Raw genomic sequence first — 22,275 nt, 5'->3', positions numbered from 1 at the left:
CTCCCCTCCCTCCCAGGAAGGGGAGCAGATGGAAACCCATTAACCGATTGCCGCCGCGCATCCCGCTCGGCTATGCCCACCCGTCAATCAGCGGGAAAACCCGCATACAGAGGTGAAGGTCAGCTTATGCATGGTGCGGCGCTCGGTTTGATGCGGGAGCGCCGGTTCCTGCCGCTTTTCGTCACCCAGTTCCTCGGCGCGTTCAACGACAATCTGTTCAAGAACGCGATGATCTTCTTCGCGACCTACCAGATCTTCAACTCGGTCGAGGACGAGACCCGGTTCAGCGCCATCGCCACCGGCATCTTCATCCTGCCCTTCTTCCTCTTCTCCGCGCTCGCCGGCCAGCTCGCCGACACGTATGACAAGGCGAAGATCATGCGGATCATCAAGGCCGCCGAAATCGGCATCATGCTGGTGGGCGCCTCGGGCATCTTCCTCAAGAATCTGGAGCTGATGCTCGTCGCGCTGGTCGGCATGGGCATCCATTCGGCGTTCTTCGGCCCGATCAAATATGCGATCCTGCCCCAGCATCTGAAGGAAGACGAAGTGCTGGGCGGCACCGGCATGGTGGAGGCCGGCACCTATATCGCCATCCTGTGCGGCACGATCGCCGGCGGCGTGATCAGCGCGAAGGCCGCCGCGTTCGCGGTGATCGGCGTCGCGGTGATCGGCTGGCTCGCCTCGCTGCGGATCCCCCCCGCCCCGCCGCTCACCACGCTCAAGATCGACTACAACATCTTCCGCGCTTCCTGGCGGCTGATCTCGGCCACCATGCACATCCGCCGCCTCTATCTCGCGATCATCTCGATCAGCGTGTTCTGGACGATCGCGGCGGTGCTGGGCGTGCTCTTCCCCCCGCTCGTCAAGAACGTCTTCCATGCCCAGAAGGACGTGGCGAGCGTGTTCCTCGGCATCTTCTCGGTGGGTATCGCGATCGGATCGGTGATCATCAACCGGCTGCTCAAGGGCCATGTCTCGGCGAAATACGCCGTGCGCTCGGTGCTGACGATGATGGTGTTCGTGATCGCCTTCTATTTCGTCGCGCGCTTCTGGCCGGTGCACGACGGGCCGCTGATCAAGACCGCGGAGTTCGTGATGATGCCGCTGGGCTGGGCGGTGCTGGGGCTGCTGATCGCGATTGCGATCACCGGCGGCATGTTCGTGGTGCCGCTCTATGCCTTTCTGACCACCACCGTCGAAAAGTCGCAGACCGCGCGGACCGTGGCGGCGAACAACATCGTCAATGCGGGCTTCATGGTGTTCGGGTCGGTCGGCATCTTCGGGGTGAGCAAGATCCCCGGAGTCGGCGTGGCCGAATGCATCCTGGTGGTGGTGGTACTCTGCCTTGCCTCGGCCTGGTGCGCGAACCGGCTCTACAAGGCCGAGGACGCGCCCCACGTGCCCGACGTGCTGCCCTGAGCCGGCAGGCCCTCGCCGTCAGGCGATGAAGGTGAAGAAGCAGACGAAGAAGGCCGTGAAGCTCAATGCGAAGAGCTTGACGTCGCTGTCGTCCCGCAGCTTGCGCTGCTGCGCCACGGCGCGGCGGACGTGGCGGCGGAACGGGTGGCGGCGGGGCGCGTAGCCCTCGAGCACGAGCTGGCGTTGCATGGCCAGCAGTTAACGACTTCTTAACCTTTGCCGCCAGCATTACCTTTGGTTAACCAGTGTCCGGCGGCGGGACAGGCCTTGGTTACCGGGCGGCTGGCCCGGTGCTCGCCCGCACCACCAGCTGATGGCCCAGCGTGACGCGCGGCTGGGGCGCGCTGCCGCCGAGGATCAGCTCGGCCGCGGCGGAAGCGAGCTCGTGCACCGGCTGGCGGATGGTGGTGAGCGGCGGCCACACCGCGCGCGCCAGGTCCGAATCGTCGAACCCCGCGATCGAGAGCTGGCCCGGCACGTCGATGTCGCTCTCATGCGCCACTGCGAGCGCGCCCGCCGCCATGTCGTCATTGCCGGCGAAGATCGCGGTCGGCCGGTCCTTGCGCGCCAGCAGCGCGCGCGCCGCCGCTGCGCCCGAGGCGAAGTCATTTTCCGCGGCGGCGACGAGCGAAGGATCGAAGGCGATGCCATGTGCTTCGAGCTCGGCCTTGTAGCCCGCCAGGCGATCCGCCGAGGAAGCGTGGCTGTCGAGCCCGCGGATCATCGCGATGCGGCGATGCCCAAGCCCGATCAGATGGCCGACCAGCTCACGCGCGGCGGCGACGTCGTCCATCGATGCCGACATGCCGGCATCCTTGCGCGTGCCCGGCGCGATCCGGACATAGGGCAGTCCGCGCCGGTCGAGCTCGTCGAGCAGCGCCGTCGCCTCGGTCACCGGCGGCGAGAGGATCAGGCCGTCGAGATGCGTCTCGTCGATCAGCGCAAGCACGTTCGAGACGAGATCGGGCGACTGGCTGTCGATCGGCTGGAGCAGCAGGCGATAGCCCAGCTCGGTGCAGCGCTGCTGCGCGCCGGTCTGGACGTGATAGATGTAATAGGGACTGGGGTTGTCGTAGAGCAGGCCGACCTGGAACGACTTGCGCCCGGCAAGCGTGCGAGCGGCGTGGCTGGGCCGGAAGTTGAGCCGGGCAACGACTTCCTCGACGCGGCGGCGCGTCTCTTCGCTGACATGCTTCTCGTTGTTGAGCACGCGGCTGACGGTCTTGAACGACACGCCGGCGATCTTCGACACTTCCTTGATCGTGGGACGGCTGGACATCACTTTCCCCGCCGGGATGCAGCCCCGGCCTGTACAAGCCATATTTGACAGCGCTGGCAGTGCGCAAGCTAAGAAGCGGGGTGATGGACAGCGCACCGCCCCTTCCCGCCATGGCCGAGATCGTCGCGGCACGGCTCCGCCCGGGCGCGCGGCGACCCTTTGTGCTCGGCATCGCCGGCGCGCAGGGCAGCGGCAAGTCGACGATCGCACAAGCCCTCGCCACCCACTTTGGCTGCCCCGTGCTGTCGCTCGACGACCTCTATCTAGACGGTGCCGCCCGGCAACGGCTCGCCGAGACCGTCCACCCGTTGCTGCGCACCCGCGGCGTGCCGGGCACGCACGACGTTCCCGCCGGGCTGGCGGCGATCGAAGCGCTGGCGCACGGCCCCGCCCTGCTCCCCCGCTTCGACAAGGCGCGCGACGAGCCCCGCACGTCCGAGCAGGTTCCCGGGCCGGCCGAGATGTTGATCCTGGAGGGCTGGTGCGTGGGGGCTCGGCCACAGGCCCCTGCGGAGCTCGCCCAGCCGATCAACGAGCTGGAACGCGTGCACGATCCGGACGGCCGCTGGCGGCGCTGGGTGAACGACCAGCTGGCCGGTGCCTATCAAGCGCTCTGGGCACGGATCGACCAGCTCGTCTTCCTCGAGGCGCCCGGCTTCGAGGTAGTGGCCGATTGGCGGATCGAGCAGGAACATGCCGCGCGCGGACCGATGTCCGATGCCGAGGTCCGGCGCTTCGTCCAGCATTATGAGCGGCTGACTCGGCATATGCTGCGCCACGGCCATGCCTGGGCCGATCTGACGCTGCGGCTCGACGCCGATCGGCAGCCGAGGATTGATCCAGGTTAATTGGGCAGCTCGACATGGCGGGCTGCCCGCTTTCGTTGGGCGCCGCGGCTCGCGCGGCGCCCGCCCCCCGAAAAGGGCCGAGAGCCCGCGCAGCCGAACCGCGCGGGCTCTCTTGCTACTTGCCGCCGCCGTTCGCGCCCTCGCTCTTGCCATCGCCCTCGAGATTCCGGGAAGGGTCCTGGTTGAGCGAGAAGCCGCCGTCGACGCCGGTTCGCAGCATCCTGAGGGCGTCGCTGGCATCGGCGCCCGATTTGGTGAAGCTGATCACGAGCGTGCCCGGGATCACGGTGAGCAGATAATTGGCCGACAGCGCGAGCGTTCCCTGCCCGATCGCATAGCTGCCCACCTGCTCGCCGGCCATGCGCGCCAGCGCGCCGGTGAAGCCGTCACCATTTACCAGCGAACCGGTGGAAATGGTGTAGCCGAACACCGGATCGGGCTGGCCGAAGAGCTTGGTCGCATTGTTGGCAGAGACGGTCACCGTGCGGCGCGTGATGTCGGCGATCACCGGCCCGCCCGTCAGCGAGACCGTGTAGTTCCCCGCGTCCACGCCCGACAGCGCCAGCCCGTTCACCTGCACCGCGCGGCCGCTGCCGGCATTGGCGTCGGCGAAGCGATAGGTGGCGGTGCCGGTCACCGCATCTCCCGAGATCACGCCGGTGAGCGCGATCCGGCCGGTGGTGCCGGTGGTGCCGTCATAGGCGCGGCTGTCCGCCGTCGCGGTGGCGGTGATCGCCCGCTGCGCGATCGTCGCGGTGCCGGTGGCGGTGCCGCTGATCGTATAGTTCGCCGCATCGGCGCCGTTCAGCGCCAGGCCGGTGGCCGTGGCCGTGCGATTGCCGGCATTCCTGCTGTCGAAGGCGATGCCGCCGGCCGTCACTCCGACCTGGTCGCCCAGGACGACGCCGTTCAGGCCGAGCGTGCCGGTGGCGGCGGCGGTGCCGTCATAGACGCGGCCATTGGCAGCCAGCGTCGCGGTGATTGCCTTGGCAAGGATGTCCGCCAGCGCAGTCGCCGTCGTGTTGACGACATAATTGCCCGCATCCGCGCCCGACAGGGTGATGCCGCTCGCCGTCACTGTCCTGCCGACGCCCGCATTGCGGCTGTCAAAGGCCATGCCGGTGCTGCCGGCCGACACGGCATCGCCCGCGACCACGCCGTTCAGGCCGAGCGTGCCGGTGGCGGCGGTGGTGCCGTCATAGACGCGGCCATTGGCAGCCAGCGTCGCGGTGATCGTCTTGGCCAGGATGTCCGCCAGCGCAGTCGTCGTCGCGTTGACAACATAGTTGCCTGCATCCGCACCCGACAGGGTGATGCCGCTCGCCGTGACGGTGCGGCCGATGCCCGCATTCTTGTTGTCGAACGCCAGCGTGCCGTTCGCAGCCACCTGATCGCCGCCGATCAGGCCGTTCAGCGCCAGGCTGCCGGTGGCGGCGGTAGTGCCGTCATAGGTGCGGCCATTGGCCGAAAGCGTCGCGGTGATCGCCTTGGCGAGGATGTCCGCCAGCGCAGTCGCCGTCGTGTTGACGACATAGTTGCCCGCATCCGTGCCCGACAGGGTGATGCCGCTCGCCGTGACGTTGCGGCCGATGCCCGCATTCTTATTGTCGAACGCCAGCGTGCCGTTCGCACTCACCTGATCGTTGCCGATCAGGCCGCTAAGCGCCAGGCTGCCGGTGGCGGCGGTGGTGCCGTCATAGGTGCGGCCATTGGCCGAAAGCGTCGCGGTGATCGTCTTGACGAGGATGTCCGCCAGCGCAGTCGTCGTCGTGTTGACGACATAATTGCCTGCATCCGCGCCCGACAGGGTGATGCCGCTCGCCGTGGCTATGCGCTTGCCGGCATTCTTGCTGTCGAAGGCGAGGACGCCGCTCGCCGCCACCTGATCGCCATCGACCAGGCCGGTCAGCGTGAAGCTGCCGGTGGCGTTGGCGGTGCCGTCATAGACGCGGTTGTCGGCGGTGAGGATCGCGCTGATCACGCGGGGATCGACCACCACCGTGCCTGCGCCGAAGGTGAAGGCATAGTTCATGTCCGACGCCAGCGAACCGAGCGCCGCATAGACCGCATAGGTCCCGGCGTTGCGGCCGGCGCCGCTGAGCGCCGCCGCGCCCGACCAGGCCGCACTCGCGCTGTCGCCGTTCACCAGCCCGGTGATCGTCGCGGTGAGGGTCGGCACGGCGCCATTATAGGTGACGTGGAAGCTGTCCGGCGTCACCGTCAGCACCGGGCGGTAGCCATAGACGAAGCGGTTGCCCGCATTCGGCGCGGCGGCGAAGCTGCCGGTGCCGAAATCATAGGCGTCGCCGTAATAGCTGGTGCCCGCCAGGCCGCCGAAATCATTGTTCGGATCGGACTGGCCCGGCGTGGCGCCGGTTTGGGTATAGACCAGCCAGCGGCCCGCAGTGGCGGCGAGCGCATCGGCGCCGCGCCGGTTGGTGAACAGCCCGTCGGAAGCGAGCGTGATCGCGTCCCCGCCTGCCGCCGAGAGGATCCGGCCATTGGCCGTGATCGTCATGCCGCCATGCGAGGCGATCGTCACCGCGCCGCCATTGCCCTGAACGATGCCGTCGATCGCCAGCGCCGAGATGTTGTTCAGCCTGAAGCCGTTGCCGTCGAAGCTGCCGAGCATGCCGATGCGATTGTCTCCACCCAGCACCGCGCCGCCGGTGGCGCCGCCCTGCAGGCGATTGGCGACGATGTAGAGGCTGTTCTGGCTAAGCGCGCCCGTCACCTGGAGATCGAGCGTGCCGCCGACTTCGATCAGGCCGTCCAGGCCCAGATTCTGCAGGTTTCGCAGCTTGAAACCGCCATTGGCCACGGTCACCGTGCCCAGGCTGGCGACCTGCGAACCGACGCCGTTCACATCGAGATCGACGTCGCCGTTCGCCGCCACCACGGCCAGCGTGGCGGCCGAGACGCCGGCCCCGCCGATCCCGCCCGCGGCCGTTAGCGCCACGTCGCCGCCCGTGACCGTTCCGAAACGCAGATTGCCGGCGCCGGTGCCTCCCCCCGCGCCGAGATTGACGACCGAGCGGCCCCACAGGTCGCCCGTGCTGACATCGCCCTGGCCGAGGATGTCGATATGGCCGGCGCTGCTGGTCACGTTGCCAAGCCTGAGCGTGCCCGTCGGCCCCTGGAGCGCGATCGCGCCCGCCGCGTCGATATTGCCGATCGCGAGATCGCCGGTGCGCACCGAAACCTGCACCGTGCCGCCATCGATATTGCCGAGCCGGTCAGCCTGCTGGAGATTGATCGCGATCGCGCCGTTGCTGGCCGCCAGGCCGGTGCCGGTCAGCGCGCTGCCGGCATTGGTGAAGACATTGCCGACTGCGATCGAAGCTGCGTCGGCGGCGCCGAACACCAGCCCTCCCCCCGCGGTGAGCGACAGCGCATTGGCGCCGGTGCCGGTCAGCGCCGCGCTGGCCAGTTCAAGGTCGCCGCCTGCTTCGAGCGTGATCGCATTGCCCGCCTGGAGGTTGCCGATCCTGAGCAGGCCGTGCTGCGCCCGGATCGAGATCGCGCCGCCAAAGGCGAAGTCGGCCGCGCCATGGTCGAAGTCGCCCACCGTGTCGGTGACGGCGAGCGAGCCGGCCCGGGCGCCGCCCACTGCCAGGATATTGCCCACGAAATCGCCGCCGGCGAGCGTGTAGTCGCGGCCGACGCTGACCGTGCCGACCATATCGGCCGTGCCGGTGCCCGCATCGATGGTGACGTCACGGCCGGTAACCTGGCCCAGGCGGATGCCCTGCCCGATCGCAGTGACGTCGCCCTGCGCGTCGAGGATCATCCCGCCGGTGATCGCCCCGCCGCGTGCCTCCACATGGATGTCGCCCGCGGCGATCAGCCATCCGCCCGCGCCGAGATCGCCCGCGGTGTCGATGATGGTGACGTTGCCGAGCGCAGTGGCGCCGCTGGTGCCGAACACCGGATGCAGCGCGTCGCCGCCGAAATCGGCGGCGGTCAGCGTATAGTCGCCGCCGCTGCTCTCCACTCGGGTCAGGCTCAGCAGCCCGGGAGTGAACGCCGTGATGTCGTGCCCGGCGAGCAGGTTGATGCCGAGATCGCCCGAGGCGACGCGAACATCGACATTGCCGCTACCGGCGGCGACCGTGTCGAATACGCCGGTCACGCTGAACAGGTTGATCGTCACATTGCCGCCGAGCGAGACGACCGTTGCGCCACCGGTGCCGCAACCGCAGCCGCCAAGGCTCCCGCCCGCTTCGGCGATGTTGGACGCGCTCGCGACGGCGCCGGCATCGGCACCCAGCGTGACATTGCCCATCGCGGCGAGCGCATAGCCGCCCGGCGCGGTCAGGCTGCGCACCGTGGCGGTGCCGCCCGCGGCGAACTGGCCGCCGCCCGCCAGCGCGATCCGCTCGATGCTGAGATCCCCGGCCGCGCTGACCGTCGCATCGCGCCTGCCGGTCAGCGCCCCCATGGTGATCCCGCCGGTGCTGCTGTAGAGTTCCACATCGCCGCCGGAATCGAGCGCAGCCGCCAACACCGTGCCGCCATCGATGTAGAGATAATTGCCGGCGGAGAGGTTGGCGACCGCAGTCGTGTCGATCGTGCGGTTGCTGTTCAGATAGATGTCGTTCGCGCTGATCCCGCCGCTGCCGAGCGTCAGGTTGCCGCCCCGCGCCTCGAGATCGACCGTGTCGCCCGACGCCGTGTTCACGGTGAGCGCGCCATCGGCGAGATAGACGCTGGCATTGCCGGTGTCGGCGCGAAGCTCGCCGATCGCGAGATTGCCGTGCAGCACGGTCACCGCCGCGTCGTTCGCTATGACCTGATCCAGCGTCGCCGAATGATCGAGGTTCACGAACGCTCCGGTGAGGCCCCGGACATGGGCGGAGCCGGTCGAGCCCGTCGCCCGCTCGAAATAGCGGTCGTTGCCGATGCCGACGGCGCCGTCCTCGCCCAGCACCGCGTTGCCGCTGGTGCTCTCGACGGTGAGGTCGCCGGTCGTGCCGGTCAGCGTCGACCGGCGCAGCACTGCGTCGCCGCCCTGGGCATAAACCGTAATGTCGCCGCCCGAGGTGATGTAGCCGGCGGTCGCATCGCCATTGGCGGCGGCGAGGCGCACATTGCCGTTCGCTTCGATGCTGCCGGCCACGCGGATCGCGGTGGCGCTCTCGATATCGAAGCCGCCGGTACCGCCAGCCCCGTGGAAGAGGTTGAACGCGCCGATGGTGGAGGAGACGCCGACCCCCACCGCGCCGAGCAGTTCGTAGACGTCGACCGCGTTGGCCGAACCGGTCACCGCGCCGGTGAGCGACTGGATCGTACCGTTGCTGAGCATGCCGGCGACCTGGAAGTCGATGCTGCCGGGATATTCGAGCGTGGCTCCGCCCAGGTCGAGGTCGCCCAGGCTGGTCAGGTGCCAGTCGCCCGTCCGGCCGCCCACCGGCGTGAGCGCGGCGCCGAGGAAGCTGGCGCCCTTCAGCGTGTAGTTGCGCCCGACATAGGCCAGGCCGACATCGACGATGCCGGTGCCGTTGAGCTTCAGGTCATAGCGGCTGCTCGCCTCGAGCAACGCGATATTGGCGCCGTTGACGGTCAGGGTGCCGTCCGCGGTCAGGCCCGCGCCGAGCCGGGCGGATGCGCCGAGCACATCGCCCGCCGTCGCGGTGGCGGTGAGGTCTCGGCCCGCGACGAGGTTGCCCGACAGCGTCAGGTCCGTGCCCGCGATCAGCGTGACGTTCGCGCCGCTGGCGCCGGCGATCCGCAGCGCGTCGAGCGACTCCGCATGCACGTCGCCGGTCGCGGCGATGCCGATGGCGGCATTCGCATCCGTGACGCCGACGGTGGCGTTGCCGGTGGCCAGGATCATGACCGAGCCGGGCGTGACTCCCGCCCCATAGCTGAGATAGTTCGAGGCCGTGATGGCACCGCTCGCGGCGCCCAGCGTGACGTCGCCGCCCGAGATCCGCACATTATAGCCGTCGCCCGCCGCATCGGTGCCGCCGAGCAGGTCGAGCGAGCCGACGCTGACATAGCCGGTGCCGGTCACCGCGACATCGTCCTGCGAGAGGATCCGGCCGATGCGCACGTCGTGCGCGCCGCCATTGACGATGACGTCGTTGCCCCAGAGCTCGCCGGCCTGGATGCCGTTGGCGTTGAGCGTGATGACGCCCAGCGTGCTGATCCCGGCATTGGCGGTGAGGTCGCCGTCCACGTTCAGCGTGACGTCGCCGCTGCCGATATTGCCCAGAACCGTCAGGTCGCCGGCATTGGTGAAGCGGAACGCGGCGCTGGAATAGGTATTCCCCTGCAGCCGGACGACGTGATTCTCCCGGTCGGCCGTGACGCCGCCGCGGCCGTAGAGCGACAGCGAACGGACCGTGAGATTGCCGTCGGACTGGGTGATGGCGCCGGTCGCGTCCAGGACCATCCCGCTGGTCACCACGATATTGCCGGCGAGATCGATCGCGCCATTGTTGTAGAGCACGAAATTGTCGGCGCTCGCGTCGCCGAGCGTGGTGAACGAGACCAGCCCGTTGCCGTAGAGCTGCACCCAATGGCCCGCCGCGGACGCGCTCAGCGTGCCGCCGGAGACCGCGGCCGTGCCGCCATTGTCGATGTCCCCGCCCGCGATCAGCGTCATGGCCGCGCTCGATCCCGCGCTGACCGGGCCGGTGATGGCGAGGCCGCCTCCGGTCCTGACGGTCAGGTCGCCGGCCGCGGACAGGTTGCCGATCGCGCCGATCATGTTGCCGCCGCCCAGCAGCATATCGCCGGTGGCGGAGCCCGAGGCGCTCGCTGCAGTGATGACCGAGCCGGCGGCCTGGCTGACCGATCCGGCCATCGCATCCGCGCTGAACGCGCCGCTGGTGCTGACCGCGCCCGTCAGGCGGACATGCTCGGCCAGGAGGCCGACATCGCCCGAGCTGGTGATCTGGTCGCCGAACGCACCCACATCGCCGCTGTTGAACGCAATCGCGATGCCGCTCTGGGCGTGCGAGCGCAGCGTGCCGGTCACCCCGCCGGTCATGCCGTAGCTGGTGATCCGCCCGCCCGAGGTGAGCGACAGGTCGCCGCCCACGTCGACGGTGTCGGCCAGCATGAGGTTGCCGACGACATTGACGGTGGCGCTGCCCGTCAGGTCGAGGCTGAGCACGCCGAACTGGTTGGCGCCGCCCAATAGGATGTCGCCGCCGGCGCGCGCGTTGAGCCTGCTGCCATAGATCACGGCATCGGGATTGTTCGCCTGGGTGATCCCGCCGGTGTCGGAAGTGAGCGTCACGAGATTGCCCGACGCGGCGACTGCGTTGGTCAGGCTCACATCGCCGGTGACGTGCAGCGTCAGGTCGCCCGCCCGCGCGCGCAACTCGCCGATCGTGGCGATCTGGTTGGCGTTGCCGAGGCTGATCTGGCCGTTGGAGATGGCGCCCAGGCTGTCGGCGGTGACGATGCCGCCTTGCTGGACCAGGTCCCCCGCGGTCTGGAACCAGATGTTCCGCGCGGTGACGTTGCCGTCCAGCTTCAGGTTGGCCGCCCGCAGGTCGAGATCGCCGCCGGCGCTGATCGGCCCCAGCGACAGGAAGCTGTTTGCGCCATTGGCGAGCGTGATGTCGCCCGCCGCGCGGAAACTCGCCGCGCCGCCGATCGACAGCGCCGCCGACTGAGTGATCGAGCCGGTATCGGAGATCAGCGTGAGGTCGCCCGGCGAACTGAAGGCGGCGGCGTCGAGATCCCCGTGGTTGCGGAACAGCAGGTTGCCGGTGGAAGTGGAGAGCGTGGCGCTGTCGATCTGGTTGGCGCCGGCCAGCGACAGGCCGGTGCCGGCGGTGCCGTTGAAGCTGCTCGCGATGATCTTGGCGGTCGAGGCCTGGTCGATGCCGGCGCCCGCGGAAAACGTGACGTTGCCGGCCGAGATCGTGCCCGCGCTCTGGGTGATCCGGCTGCCGTCAACGAGGAAATAGGCCTGGCTGCCCCCGTCCACGTCGCCGGCGATATCCAGGTCGACGACATTGTGGACGAAGACGTTCGAACCGCTCAGCCCGGCGATCGTGCCGATACGGTTGGCGAGGTTGAGGCTGATGCCGCCGCTGGTCGTGCTCGCGTCGAGCGATCCGACGAAGAGCGCGCTGAGCTGCGTGATCGCACCGCCCGCGCGCGCCGTCATCGAATTTGCCTGGCCGCCGATCCGCAGCGCGCCGGTGGCCCGCAGCGTCGCATCGCCGGTCGAGGCGAGATAATATTCGGAGACCGTATTGGCCCCGTCGAGCACGACGTCGCCCGCGGTGACCGCGACGCGCCCGCCCGAGAGCGTGCCACTGATCTGCTCCAGCCGGCCGGAGCCGGTGTCGAAGTTGAGAGCGCCGCCCGTCACGTTGCCGTCGAGCGCCAGATCGCCCTGGTTGGTCAGGCTGATCGTAGTGCCGGTGAGCGAAGTCAGTCCCTTGACCGTGCCCACATGGTTGGCGCGCTGCAGATCGATCACGCCATAGGCACTGGCGGTGAGGTTGTCGGCGGTGATGCTGCCGCCGGTCTGGGTGATCGCGCCGTAATTCGGCCCGAACCCGTTATTGGCGAGGAGCGTGACGTTCCGTGCCGCGATGTCGCCGGTGATTTCGAGCGCATGGTCGGACGAGACCGATACGTCCGCGCCGGTGCCCGCCGAGAGCCCGGCGATCCGGTCGATCGTGCCGGCCAGGTTGACGCCGTCACGGCCATAGGCGGTGAGCCCGCGGATGGTGACGATTGCATTGTTCGCCTGCGTGATCCCGCCCTGCTCGCTGCGCAGCGTGACGTCGGTGGCCCCGTTGGTCACGATCCCGTCGATCAGGAGATTGCCGGTATTGGTGAAGGCAAGATTCCCGCCGGGCGTGTGCGCGTTGAGCGTGCCGACATTGCTGGCGGCCGCGGTGAGATCGACGCCGAGCCCGAACAGGTACAGATAATCCGCGGCGATGTTGCCGCCGTTGATCGCCGCGACGCTGTTGGTGAGCGATACGCGCCGGCCCGCCGCGGCGATCCGGTCGACGGTCATGACGCCGCCATAGCCGTTGGAGCCGCTGGCGATGCTCACATCGCCGCCGCTGATCACGTCGAGATGCTCGATCTGGTTGTCCCTGCCCAGCAGGGTGGCGCCGCCGGCCGCGTTGACGATCAGCGAGCCGATCAGCGCACCGTTGACCGGGTCGCTCTGCGTGATCGTGCCGGTGTCGGAGACCAGCTCGATCATGTGCCCGGCCGCATTGACCGAGCCGATCGAGATGTTGCCGAGATTGCGGAAGCGCAGGTCGTTGCCATTGCCGTTCAGGTCGGCCGCCGCAACGTCGTTCGCGCCGAGCAGCGAGATGCCCGTGGCGCCGCCGGCCTGCAGGCTCGCCGTCGTGATCGCGGAATGATCGACGTCCTGGGTGATCGCGCCGCCAGCGGTGATCTTCACCAGATTGGGCGCCGCGATCTCGCCGTTGAGCGCCAGATCGCCGTTGGTCTTCAGCGTGAAGCTGCCACCCGCGCTGATCCCGTTGAGCGTGCCGATCGCATTGTTCTGGTCGAGCACGATATCGCCGCCAATGGCCTTCGCATCGAGCATGGCGGCCGAAATCGTGCCCGTCTGCGTGATGCCGCCGCTGTCCGCGATGAGCGAGACCGAGCCCTGCGCACTGATCGTGCCGAGCAGGATCGCGTTCGCCGAACGGAAGAGGATCGGAAAGGCGGTGACGTTGTTGGTCGCAGTGAAGTTGCTGGCGGTGGTCGAGCCGATATCGTTCGCGCTCGCCAGTTCGATGCCGAAGGCGGTGAGATCCAGGTGATCCGCGGTGATCGTGCCCGCGCTCTGGTGGATCGTGCCGGTAACGTTCATGGTCAGCGCGCCGCCTGCATGGACGTTGCCGCCCAGCGTCGTGAAGCCATGGCCGTCATAGGTGATCGATCCGCCCGCGCTCAGATTGCCGAGCGTATCGACGAAATTGTCGCCGGCGAGAACGATGTCGGTCGCGGCATCGACATTCAGCCGACCGGTCGAGATCGAATTGCCGGACCCGGCCTGCTGGTCGACCGACCCGATATTCGAGGCCAGGTTCACCGTGCCGTCCTGCGCGGTGATCGCCTTGACCTGCAGGTTACCGGCGTTGCGCAGGGTGATCGTGCGGCCGTCGCCGGCCCGGATATTGTACAGGCCGACCGCATTGGCGCGGTTGAAGCTGATGTCGCCGCCCGCCGTCGCCGTCAGCGTCGCCGCGGCAACGGTGGAGCTGGTCTGGGTGATCGAGCCGGTTCCCCCGGCCGTGAGCTCCACATTGCCCGCGATGATCGAACCGCCGACGTTGAAGCCGCCGGCGTTGGCGAAGTGGAAGAAGTTGGTGCCGGTGCTGATCGTGCCGGTGCTCTGGACCTGGTTCGCCTTGGTCAGATCGACATCGCCGGTCGAGGAAATAGTCAGCGTGCCGGCGGTGATGATCCCCAAAGTCTGGGTGATCCCGGCGGCGCTGAGCGTCGTGCCGGCGAGGCCGCTGTTGATGCTTCCATAGAGGTTCAGCACGCCGCTGGTGCTGGTGATGTCGATCCCGCCGGTGGCGCTCGTCAGATCCCGCAAGAAAGCGAGGCTGCCCGAAAGGTTGATGCCCGTCGCGGCGTCGACCACCAGCGTGTTTGCCGTGAGCCCGCTGCCGGTGACCGAGCCGGTGTTCGAGTTCAGCGTCGCCTTGTTCACGGTGACGGCCCCGGTGAGGACAAGGTCGCCGGCGTTGCGGAAAGCGAAATCGCCCGGGCCATGCGTGTCGACTGCGCCGATGCCGGCGACATTGTTGGCGCTGTCGAAGAAGATCGCGCCATGCGACGACAGGTTGAGCGTGCCGGTCGTCACCACGCCGCTGCTCTGCGTGATCGTCCCCCCGCTCGAAAGCGAGACGATGCGGGCGAGGATGTCGCCGCCCAGCGTCAGATCCTGATTCCCCGCCACAGTGACATCGAGCGTGCCGGTGCCGAGCGTGATGTCGCCCAGGCCGAAGGTGCTGCCGCCATAGACGGTGGCGGAGCTGCCGTTGCCGGTGAGGTTCAGCCGGCCCGCGGTGATCTTGCTGTTGGCGTCGAATGCCGTGAGCGCGCCGCCGCCGAGATCGAAGGTCACGCTGTGGATGTCGGCGTTGACGCCGCCGGCGGCGATCTGGAAGCCGTTATGGTTGGTCAGCGATACGTCGCCGGCCATGGCGTAGAGCGTCAGGCTGTTGAACGTGTTCGCTGCATTCTCGAGCGTGATGTTCCGCGCGGCCGAAAGGTTCAGCCCGGTTGCCGAGACATAGCCTGCCCCCCCGATCGCGCCGATCTGCGAGGTCAGGGACACATCCAGGGTCGCGCTGACATGGCCGCCGATGAGGATGTCGCCCCGGTTCATGAACGAGGCGCTGCCGGCGCTGGCGTTCAGGACGTCGATCTGGCCGACATGGTTGGTGCCGTTGAACGCGAGAGCCGTACCGTTGGCAGTGAAATTGTTCGCCGTGATCGTGCCGGCATTCTGGACGATCGTGCTGCTGCCGGTCAGTGTGACCGTGCCGCCGGTGACATCGCCCACCAGGGTGAGCGCGGTGCTGGTCCGCAAGGTGACGTCGCCGGACCCGCCATTCAGGATGCCGACCGCGCTGATCGCATTGCCAAGGCTATTCAGCGTGATGCCCGTGCCGCTGCCGGCGTTCAGGCTGGCCGCGGTGATCGCGCCGGCCTGGGTGATCGCGCCATTGTCGGAGAACAGGTTGAGCGCCCCGACGGTGCCGCCGGTAAAGGCGATGCTGCCGAGATTATGGATCCAGACGTTCTTGCCGCTGCCATAGATGAATTGCGTGCTGCCGTTGGTGCCGTTGAAATCATTCGCGCCCTTGAGCGCGATGTCGCCATGGGCGCTGGTGACGGCCAGGCCGTTGCCTGCCACGACCTTCGCGGCCGCATCCTGCAGCACCGAGCTGTTGTTCGACGTCAGGTTCACATAGGCGCCCGAGATCGTGCCCGCCGCCTGGCTGAGGTCCCCGCTGTCCGCCGTCAGGCTGACGATGCCAGTGGCGGCGTCGGCCGTGATATCGCCGTCGATGGTGAAGGCGTCGCCGGTGAAGCTGATGTTGGTTCCGCTCAGCCCATGGATCGTCCCGACATGGCTGGTGCCGTTGGACATCTGGATCGCGCCGCTGGCGTTCGCGGTCAGCGAGCTGGCCGTGAGTCCGTCGCTGGTGAGCTGGATGTCGCCGGCCGTCGCGGTGAGCGTGACGTTGCCCGCCGGGTTGAGGAACTGCAGGTACAGCCCGTCGCCCCGCAGCTGCACCGTGCCGGCCGAATCAATGGCGGTTGCCGTGCCGAGGCCGAACCTGTTGGCACCCGTCAGATACAGGTTGGCGCCGCCCAACGTGGTGGCATTGGCATCGACCTTGCCGTCGCTGGCCTGCATCACGTTGCCGGTGGCGCGCAACGTCACGCCATAGGCGGAGATCGTGCCGGTGGTCTGGGTGATCGCACCGCCATTCGCCCAGAGGTCGATTATCTTCCCGGTCGCCCTGCTGGCAGTGACGTCGCCCTCGATCGTGAAGCCATGGGCCACCGTGACGCGAATGTCCCCGCCCACCGCGGCGAGCCCGGTGAACCTGTTGACGTTCACATTGCTGGTCAGGTCGATCGCGTTGGCGCTCGCCGACAGGCTGTCGGCGGTTATGCCGCTCGAACTCAGCGCGCCGACGGTGGTGACGGCGGCGCTGCCCGTGGTGGTGAGGCCGAGGTTCAGCGCCGCGCTGTTCGCATTGTTCAGGCGGATCGTGCCGCCGCCGCTCGACTGGGCGTTGAAGCTGCCGAAGCGATTGCCCTGGAGGAGCGTGATGTCCCCGGCTGCCGACGCGGCGCCGAAGACGCCGGAGTTCCAGCTGCCGCCGCTCTGGGTGATCGCGCCGGTCTTGGCGATCAGGCTGGCGGAGGCATTGATCGTCCCGGCTAGGTCGAGATCGTGATCGGCGATGATGGTCAGGCCGTTGCTCACGGTCGAATTGCCGAGCTTGATGTCGTCCTTCGCGTACAGCGTGGCGGCGAAGCCGCTGACCATCAGCGTGTCCGCATCGATCTTGCCGTGCGGGGTCGTCACCGAGCCAACGGTGGTGGTGCCGGTGGTGATGCTACCAACGCCGGTGCTGGCGAGCGCCACCGTGCCGGTAGCCGCGCTGATGTCGGCTTCAATGGCGAAGCCGCCGGTATCGCCGATCCGGATATCGCCGGCGGTGGTGACGAGGCCGTTCAGCGTAGTGAAGTTGTTGGACGCGTTCGACAGGTCGATGCCGGTCGCGGCCTGAGCGACGAGCGTGGCGACCGTGATGGCATCGGTCTGGCTGATTTTGCCCTGGTCCGAGATCAGGGTGAGCGTGCCGAAACTGTTCTGCGCGCCCGGCAGCGTGATGTCCCCGCGGTTGCGGATCGTGACGGTCCCCCCATTCGGGTGGAAAGCCTCCGTCAGGGTTCCGAAATTGTTCGCGCCGCCGAGGAGCAGCGGGCTGCCGCTCGTGCCGGTCCAGAGACGGTCCGCAGTGATCGCGCCGCCGGTCTGGTTAATCCCGCTCGTCCCATAAAGCTTGACGCCGCCGGCGGTGATGTTCCCGGTCAGGGCGAGCAGCGTATTGGAGTAGATGTAGACGTCGTTGTCGCCGCCGGTGCTCTTCGCGGTCAGCGCGCCGAGCTCGGCGATCTCGCTGTTGCCGTCGTTGAACCGGATAAAGCCATTGGTGGCGGTGGCGGTCAGCTTGTGCGCCAGGATGACGCCGGAGATCGATCCGGTGTCGGAGGTCAGATTCCAGTCGCCGGTGCTGGTGACGTTGTTGCCCCACAGCAGGATGTCGCCAGCGTTGCGCAGCGTGAAGTCGTGGCTGACCGTATAGCTGGAGAACGCGTCGATCTGGTTCGCGCCGGGCAGGATCACGTCGGTTCCGCTAAAGTAGAAACCGCCCGGACCATTGCTGATCACCTGTGCACCAACATCCTGGATGATCGACTGCGCCGCATCCAGGGTGATGGCATAGCCACCGGCGATCTTCCCGCTGTTCTGCAGGATCGAGCCGCTTGTCGACTGGAGGTGGATCCAGTCGGCGTTGCCGGAGGCGCCTACCGTTACGTCGCCGTCGAGATGGATGTCGCCCGGGGTCTGGATCTCGATCTGGCCGGCCGCGGTGGTGAGATAGCGATAGCTACCGACATTGACGGTGGCGCTCGAGCCGTAGACGCTGATGCCGTTGCCCGCGTTGATCCCCAGCGAATGGGCGATCACGTCACCGCTGTTGCCGACCGAGGCGGCGCTGTCGATGGTGACGTCGCCCGTCGTGTTCACCGAGAAGCCGATATAGCTGTCGCCGCTGAGGTGAATGTCGCCGCCGCCGGTCGAGGTCGCCCAGATGTTCACGCCGCCGGCACCGGCGAGGTCGATTCCCCCGGAGGCAGTGGCATAGGTCGTGGCCGGAAAGCTGTTGGAAACCGTGCCGCCGTTGCGCGTGATCGCCCCGCCGTTCGTGGACAGGATCAGGTCGTGCGTGCCGGTATTGACGGCGCCGGTCAGCGCGATGTCGCTGTCGCTGCCCAGGTAGAATTTGCCGCCGCTGCCGATGGTGGTGTCCACGGCACCAAGCCGGATGTTGCCGGCCACGTCGAACGAGACATCGCCGCCGGCGGTTACCGCCAGCGTGCCGCCGAGCGAAAGCTTGCCCGAATAGGTTTCGATCGCCCCGCCGGAGTTGAGGGACACGTTGCCCGCCGCCGCGCTGATGTTACCATCGATGGTAAAGCCATTGTCTTCTCTAAGGCTGATGTTGCCCGTCGCGCTCGTCAGGCCGGTGACGCTGCCGACCTTATTCACCGTGCTGGAATTCGAGTCGTAGAGCGTGATGTCGCCGTGCGCCTGGACGTTCAGCGAGGCAGCGTTGAAGCTGCCCCACTGGTCGACGTTACCCGTGTCCGAGATCAGTGTGAGCGCGCCGATGGCAGGGTTAGAAGGGTTGGTGCCAACGGTGTCGAAGTGCAGATCGCCGAGCGAGCGTATCGTTACGGTGGCGTTGGCGCCCCAGTTGAATGAATTAAATTCGAGCCGGTTGGTGCCGAGTAGCTTCAGGTCAGCACCGGAATCCCCCAAAAAGACACCACCGATGTCCGCCTGAACGCTCGCGGCGCTGGACTGGAGGACCGAGTTGGTGGCGCGGAGTGAAATGTCAGATCCGAAGATCGTGCCGGCGGCCTGGGTGAGCGTGCCGTTCGCCGCGATCAGCGTCACCACACCGCCCGCTCGGCCGACATCCCCATCGACCGTGAAGTCGCCGTCGTTCCAGACAGTGACGTGCGTGCCAAGCAACTGATGATAGGTGGTGACATCGGCCTTGCCGAATTGGCTGCCGATCCCGACGTCGCCAGCGGCCTCGGCGGTTATCGAATTGGCGACGAGGCCTGGGTTCACGACGACATCGCCGCTCTCGGCATACAGGCGGACATCGCCGAACACGCCGGAGAAACCGGCATTCACCCAGTCGCCGCGGATCACCACGTTGCTGCCGTTGGCGCCGATGACGCTCGAGAAACCGAGATGGTTGCCCAGATGGTTGCCCGTCCGGTTCAGGTCGATCCCGGTTGCGGCCTGGAAGACGAAGCCGGTGCCCAGGCTGATCGTGCCGCCGGTCTGCAGGATCGCGCCGTTGCGCGAGTTGAGCAACAGCGAGTTGCCCGCCGTGACGGTGTCCGTGAGCCTGATGTTGCCGTCGAGCGCGATCGAAAGGTCGCCGCCGGCGCTCAGCGCGCCGAAGCTGCCGACCGAGCCCATGTCCAGCGTCAGGTCGCCGCTCAGCGTGGCGGTCAGCGTGCCGGCATGGCTCGCGCCGGCGACGTTATAGGATCCGCCGGTAAGATCGACTGCGCCGGTGGTGCTGACCGCCAGGTTGGTGCTGCCGGCATTGCTGAGGGTGATGGCACCGCCGCCCGTCGAGCCCGCGACGATATCGGAAATATAGCTTCCCGCACCGAAATCGATGTCGCCCGAGGCGTTCAGGGTCAGCAACGACACGCCGACGACGGCGCCGCCGGTCTGGATGATGTCGCCGCCCGCCGCATTCAGCGTGATCGCTTGGTTGTTGCCGGCGACGGTCGTGTTGACCGCCAGCCCACCCGTGGCGTTGACGGTCAGACCACCGCCGCCCGTGCCCAGCCCGATCAGCGTGGTGCTGCCGGCGATGTTGATCGTGCCGCCGCTCTGGGTATCGAGATAGGTCTGCGGCGCGGCGATCGTGCCGCTGCCGGATACCGCACCGCGGGCGGTGAAAAGCACTTTGGTGGTGGAACTGATCGTGCCGTCGATCGACACGGGCGCATTCACGCCCATGCGCAAGCTGACATCGCCGGTGCTGCTGCTGATATTGCCGAGATGGGCAATGCTGTTGTTCTGCGAGGTGCCGAGCTCGATGCTCTGCGTCGCGCTGGCGATGAGCGTGTTCGCGGTGAAGGCGACGCTGCCCTGCTGGATGTTACCATTGTCGGCGATCAGCGTCAGCGTGCCGATCGGGGTCGCGCCACCGTCGAAATAGATGCGGTTCGCCGAGCGAAGGGTGACGTCGCTGCCCGAGCCCCAACCCAGAGTAAGGCCCCAAAGGCCCATATTGTTGGCGCCGGCAAGGATCAGGTCGTCGCCCGCCACGAAGGAGTCGGTGCCCATCCCCGTGCTGGTGATCGTCGCGCTCTGGCCCTGCACGATCGAGCCGCCTGCCGACATGTGGACCTGGCGGCCCCTGATCGTGCCCGCGGTCTGGTTGATCGTACCCAGGTTCGAAGTGATCGACACGTCATGGCCGCTCGCCGCGGTGACGGTGCCGCTGAAGCCGACAGTGGAATCGGTGGCGATGGCGATGTCGCCGCTGGTCGTGATCAGGTCGCCGAAGTTGACGGCGCCAAGCGCGGCCTGGTTGATGTTGATTGCGGCCGCATTGATGTTGAGCGTGCCGATGTTCGATCCGCTGCCGGCGCCGACGGTGCCGCCCGAGGTCACGTTGATCACGCCGGTGGTGAGACCGCCAATGTCGAAGCTGTTCACGCCCTTGACGTTAATGGTGGCGCCGGTGAGCGAGCTGACGAAGACCTGGCTGAACAGATTGTCTTGGCTGAGATCGATGCCGTCGCGCGCGCCCGCAACCACGGTGCCGTTCAGCACGCCGCCGCCGGCGCTCTGGTGGATCGCGCCGTTGGCGGCGTTCAGATATACCCGGTTGCCGAGGTTGTTCGCGGTGCCGGTGAGCGCGATGTTCAGGTCGCCGGTGCTGTTGACCGTGAGATCGTGGTTGATCGCGTAGACATAGTCGAGCGTGGTGGCGGTATCGAGGTTGAACGCGCCGTCGCCGGAAAGCTCGGCATGCGCGGCGCGGATGACGCCGCTGCCGCTGGCCGTGCTAACGTTCAGGCTGACCTTGCCGGGCGAGACGATGTCGCCGGCGATGTTGGTATTGGTGCCGTAACTGTAGAAGGAGATATCACCGCCGGCGGTCAGCCCGCCGATCTTGTCGATCGCGTTCCCGGTGCCGGTGAACTGCATCGAGGCGCCCGATCGGGCCGTGAGCGTGCCCGCGGTGATCCCCTGGACATTGGACCAGAGCACACCGTTCTCGGCCGTCAGGTCGACGGTGCCGCCAACGGCCGTCATGGCAGCGCCGCTGGTGATCGAATCGCTCGAGAGCATCGTGATCGCCGGGGCCGTAAAGCTGCTCTGGGCATTGTTGCCTATGCCGATATCCGCGCCGCCATTGTTGGCGACGGCGGTGGCGCTGGCGGCGCCGTTCACGATGTTATGGTTGGTGGTGAGGACGATCGCGCCGGTCTCGTCGAGCGCCGCCGTGCTGGCAGTGACCGTCCCGGTCGACAGCAGGCGGGAGAAGAGATTGGTCTTCGAGACGAGCGCGGCGAACACGCGGTTGCCGCTGGTGCTGCCGCCAAGCGAAAGCACATCGCCGCCATTGGCCGAACTGCCCGTGCCGTCGGCTCCGCTTGCTACTTCGAAGCTCAGCAGGTCGAGATCGTCGGCGCCGGTCCGGGCGAAGCTGATCCTGTACTTGGCCGCCGCGCCGTAAAGCACGTTGCCGCCATCCTGCGCGGAGATGCTCGACCCCGCCTCGGTGGTGACCGAGGTGGAAACCAGCGCGATCGCGCCGCCATGGCTGGTGATCTGCGCGCCGTTCCGTACGGTGATGCCCGCGTCGCTCGAAGCGCCGGTGAAGCCGAACTGGGTCGAGCTGCCGTCGAGGAAACCGCCCGCCGAGGAATCGGTCGCGCGGTCCACTGCCGCGGTGGTGACGAGCAGGCCGCCGGTGCTGACGCGCGCATTGGCGCCGATCACCACGCCATTGGCGTTGTAGATCCAGATATTGCCGCCCACCGCGCCGCCGGTGGAGCCGATCGTGCCGTTGAGGTTGCCGTTGATCGTGCTCGCCGCGCCGCCGACGCGGTTGAGCACGATGTCGCTCCGATTGGCGAAGACGAAGTTCGCCGTGTCGCCGCCGTTGATGTCGAACTTGTCCCAGTCGATCACCGTGCGCGAGCCGCCCAGGGTCACGGTGGTGGTGTTCGGCACCGACTGGTCGATCGTCGGCCCCGCGCCGTTGCTCTGCGCGGGCGTGGCGCCCTGCACGAGCTGGGCGTGCGCGGGCGCGGCCCAGACGGCGGCGAGCGCGAGCGCGCCAAAGGCCGAGGTGGTGAAGAGGCGGCTGCGGCGGCGGGGGGCGGACATGATCATATCCC

General features: G+C 67.6%; 5 protein-coding genes. 2 read left to right on the top strand and 3 right to left on the bottom strand.

The genetic code is table 11. The features are described 5' to 3' along the window. Positions 1–150: 150 nt before the first annotated feature. Positions 151–1,422 carry an MFS transporter gene (locus tag FFS08_RS08255; protein WP_502702017.1) on the top strand — a complete coding sequence of 424 codons (1,272 nt, stop codon included), beginning with the start codon at positions 151–153 and terminating at the stop codon, positions 1,420–1,422. A gap of 18 nt (positions 1,423–1,440) precedes the next feature. Here FFS08_RS08255 and FFS08_RS23420 read toward each other — a convergent pair whose 3' ends face one another. Together FFS08_RS23420 and FFS08_RS08250 are read right to left on the bottom strand one after the other, a co-directional pair. Next, positions 1,441–1,611, bottom strand: a complete 171-nt coding sequence (locus FFS08_RS23420; RefSeq protein ID WP_171012528.1) for a hypothetical protein — start codon at positions 1,609–1,611, stop codon at positions 1,441–1,443. An 82-nt stretch (positions 1,612–1,693) separates the two neighbouring features. Beyond that, a complete protein-coding gene (locus FFS08_RS08250; RefSeq protein ID WP_137861542.1) occupies positions 1,694–2,701 on the bottom strand; it encodes a LacI family DNA-binding transcriptional regulator in 1,008 nt (335 codons plus the stop codon). 83 nt (positions 2,702–2,784) lie between these two features. Here FFS08_RS08250 and FFS08_RS08245 point away from each other — a divergent pair, with 83 nt between their 5' ends. Then, positions 2,785–3,549 carry a kinase gene (locus FFS08_RS08245; RefSeq protein WP_249340980.1) on the top strand — a complete coding sequence of 255 codons (765 nt, stop codon included), beginning with the start codon at positions 2,785–2,787 and terminating at the stop codon, positions 3,547–3,549. Positions 3,550–3,664: 115 nt separating this feature from the next. Here FFS08_RS08245 and FFS08_RS08240 read toward each other — a convergent pair whose 3' ends face one another. Continuing rightward, complete coding sequence (locus tag FFS08_RS08240; RefSeq protein WP_171012527.1) at positions 3,665–22,264, bottom strand: YDG domain-containing protein; 18,600 nt, start codon at positions 22,262–22,264, stop codon at positions 3,665–3,667. Positions 22,265–22,275: the final 11 nt, after the last annotated feature.

The sequence above is a fragment of the Sphingomonas sp. 1F27F7B genome, from assembly GCF_005503355.1.
Classification (GTDB): domain Bacteria; phylum Pseudomonadota; class Alphaproteobacteria; order Sphingomonadales; family Sphingomonadaceae; genus Sphingomonas.
This window is presented reverse-complemented; position numbering and strand designations above follow the sequence as displayed.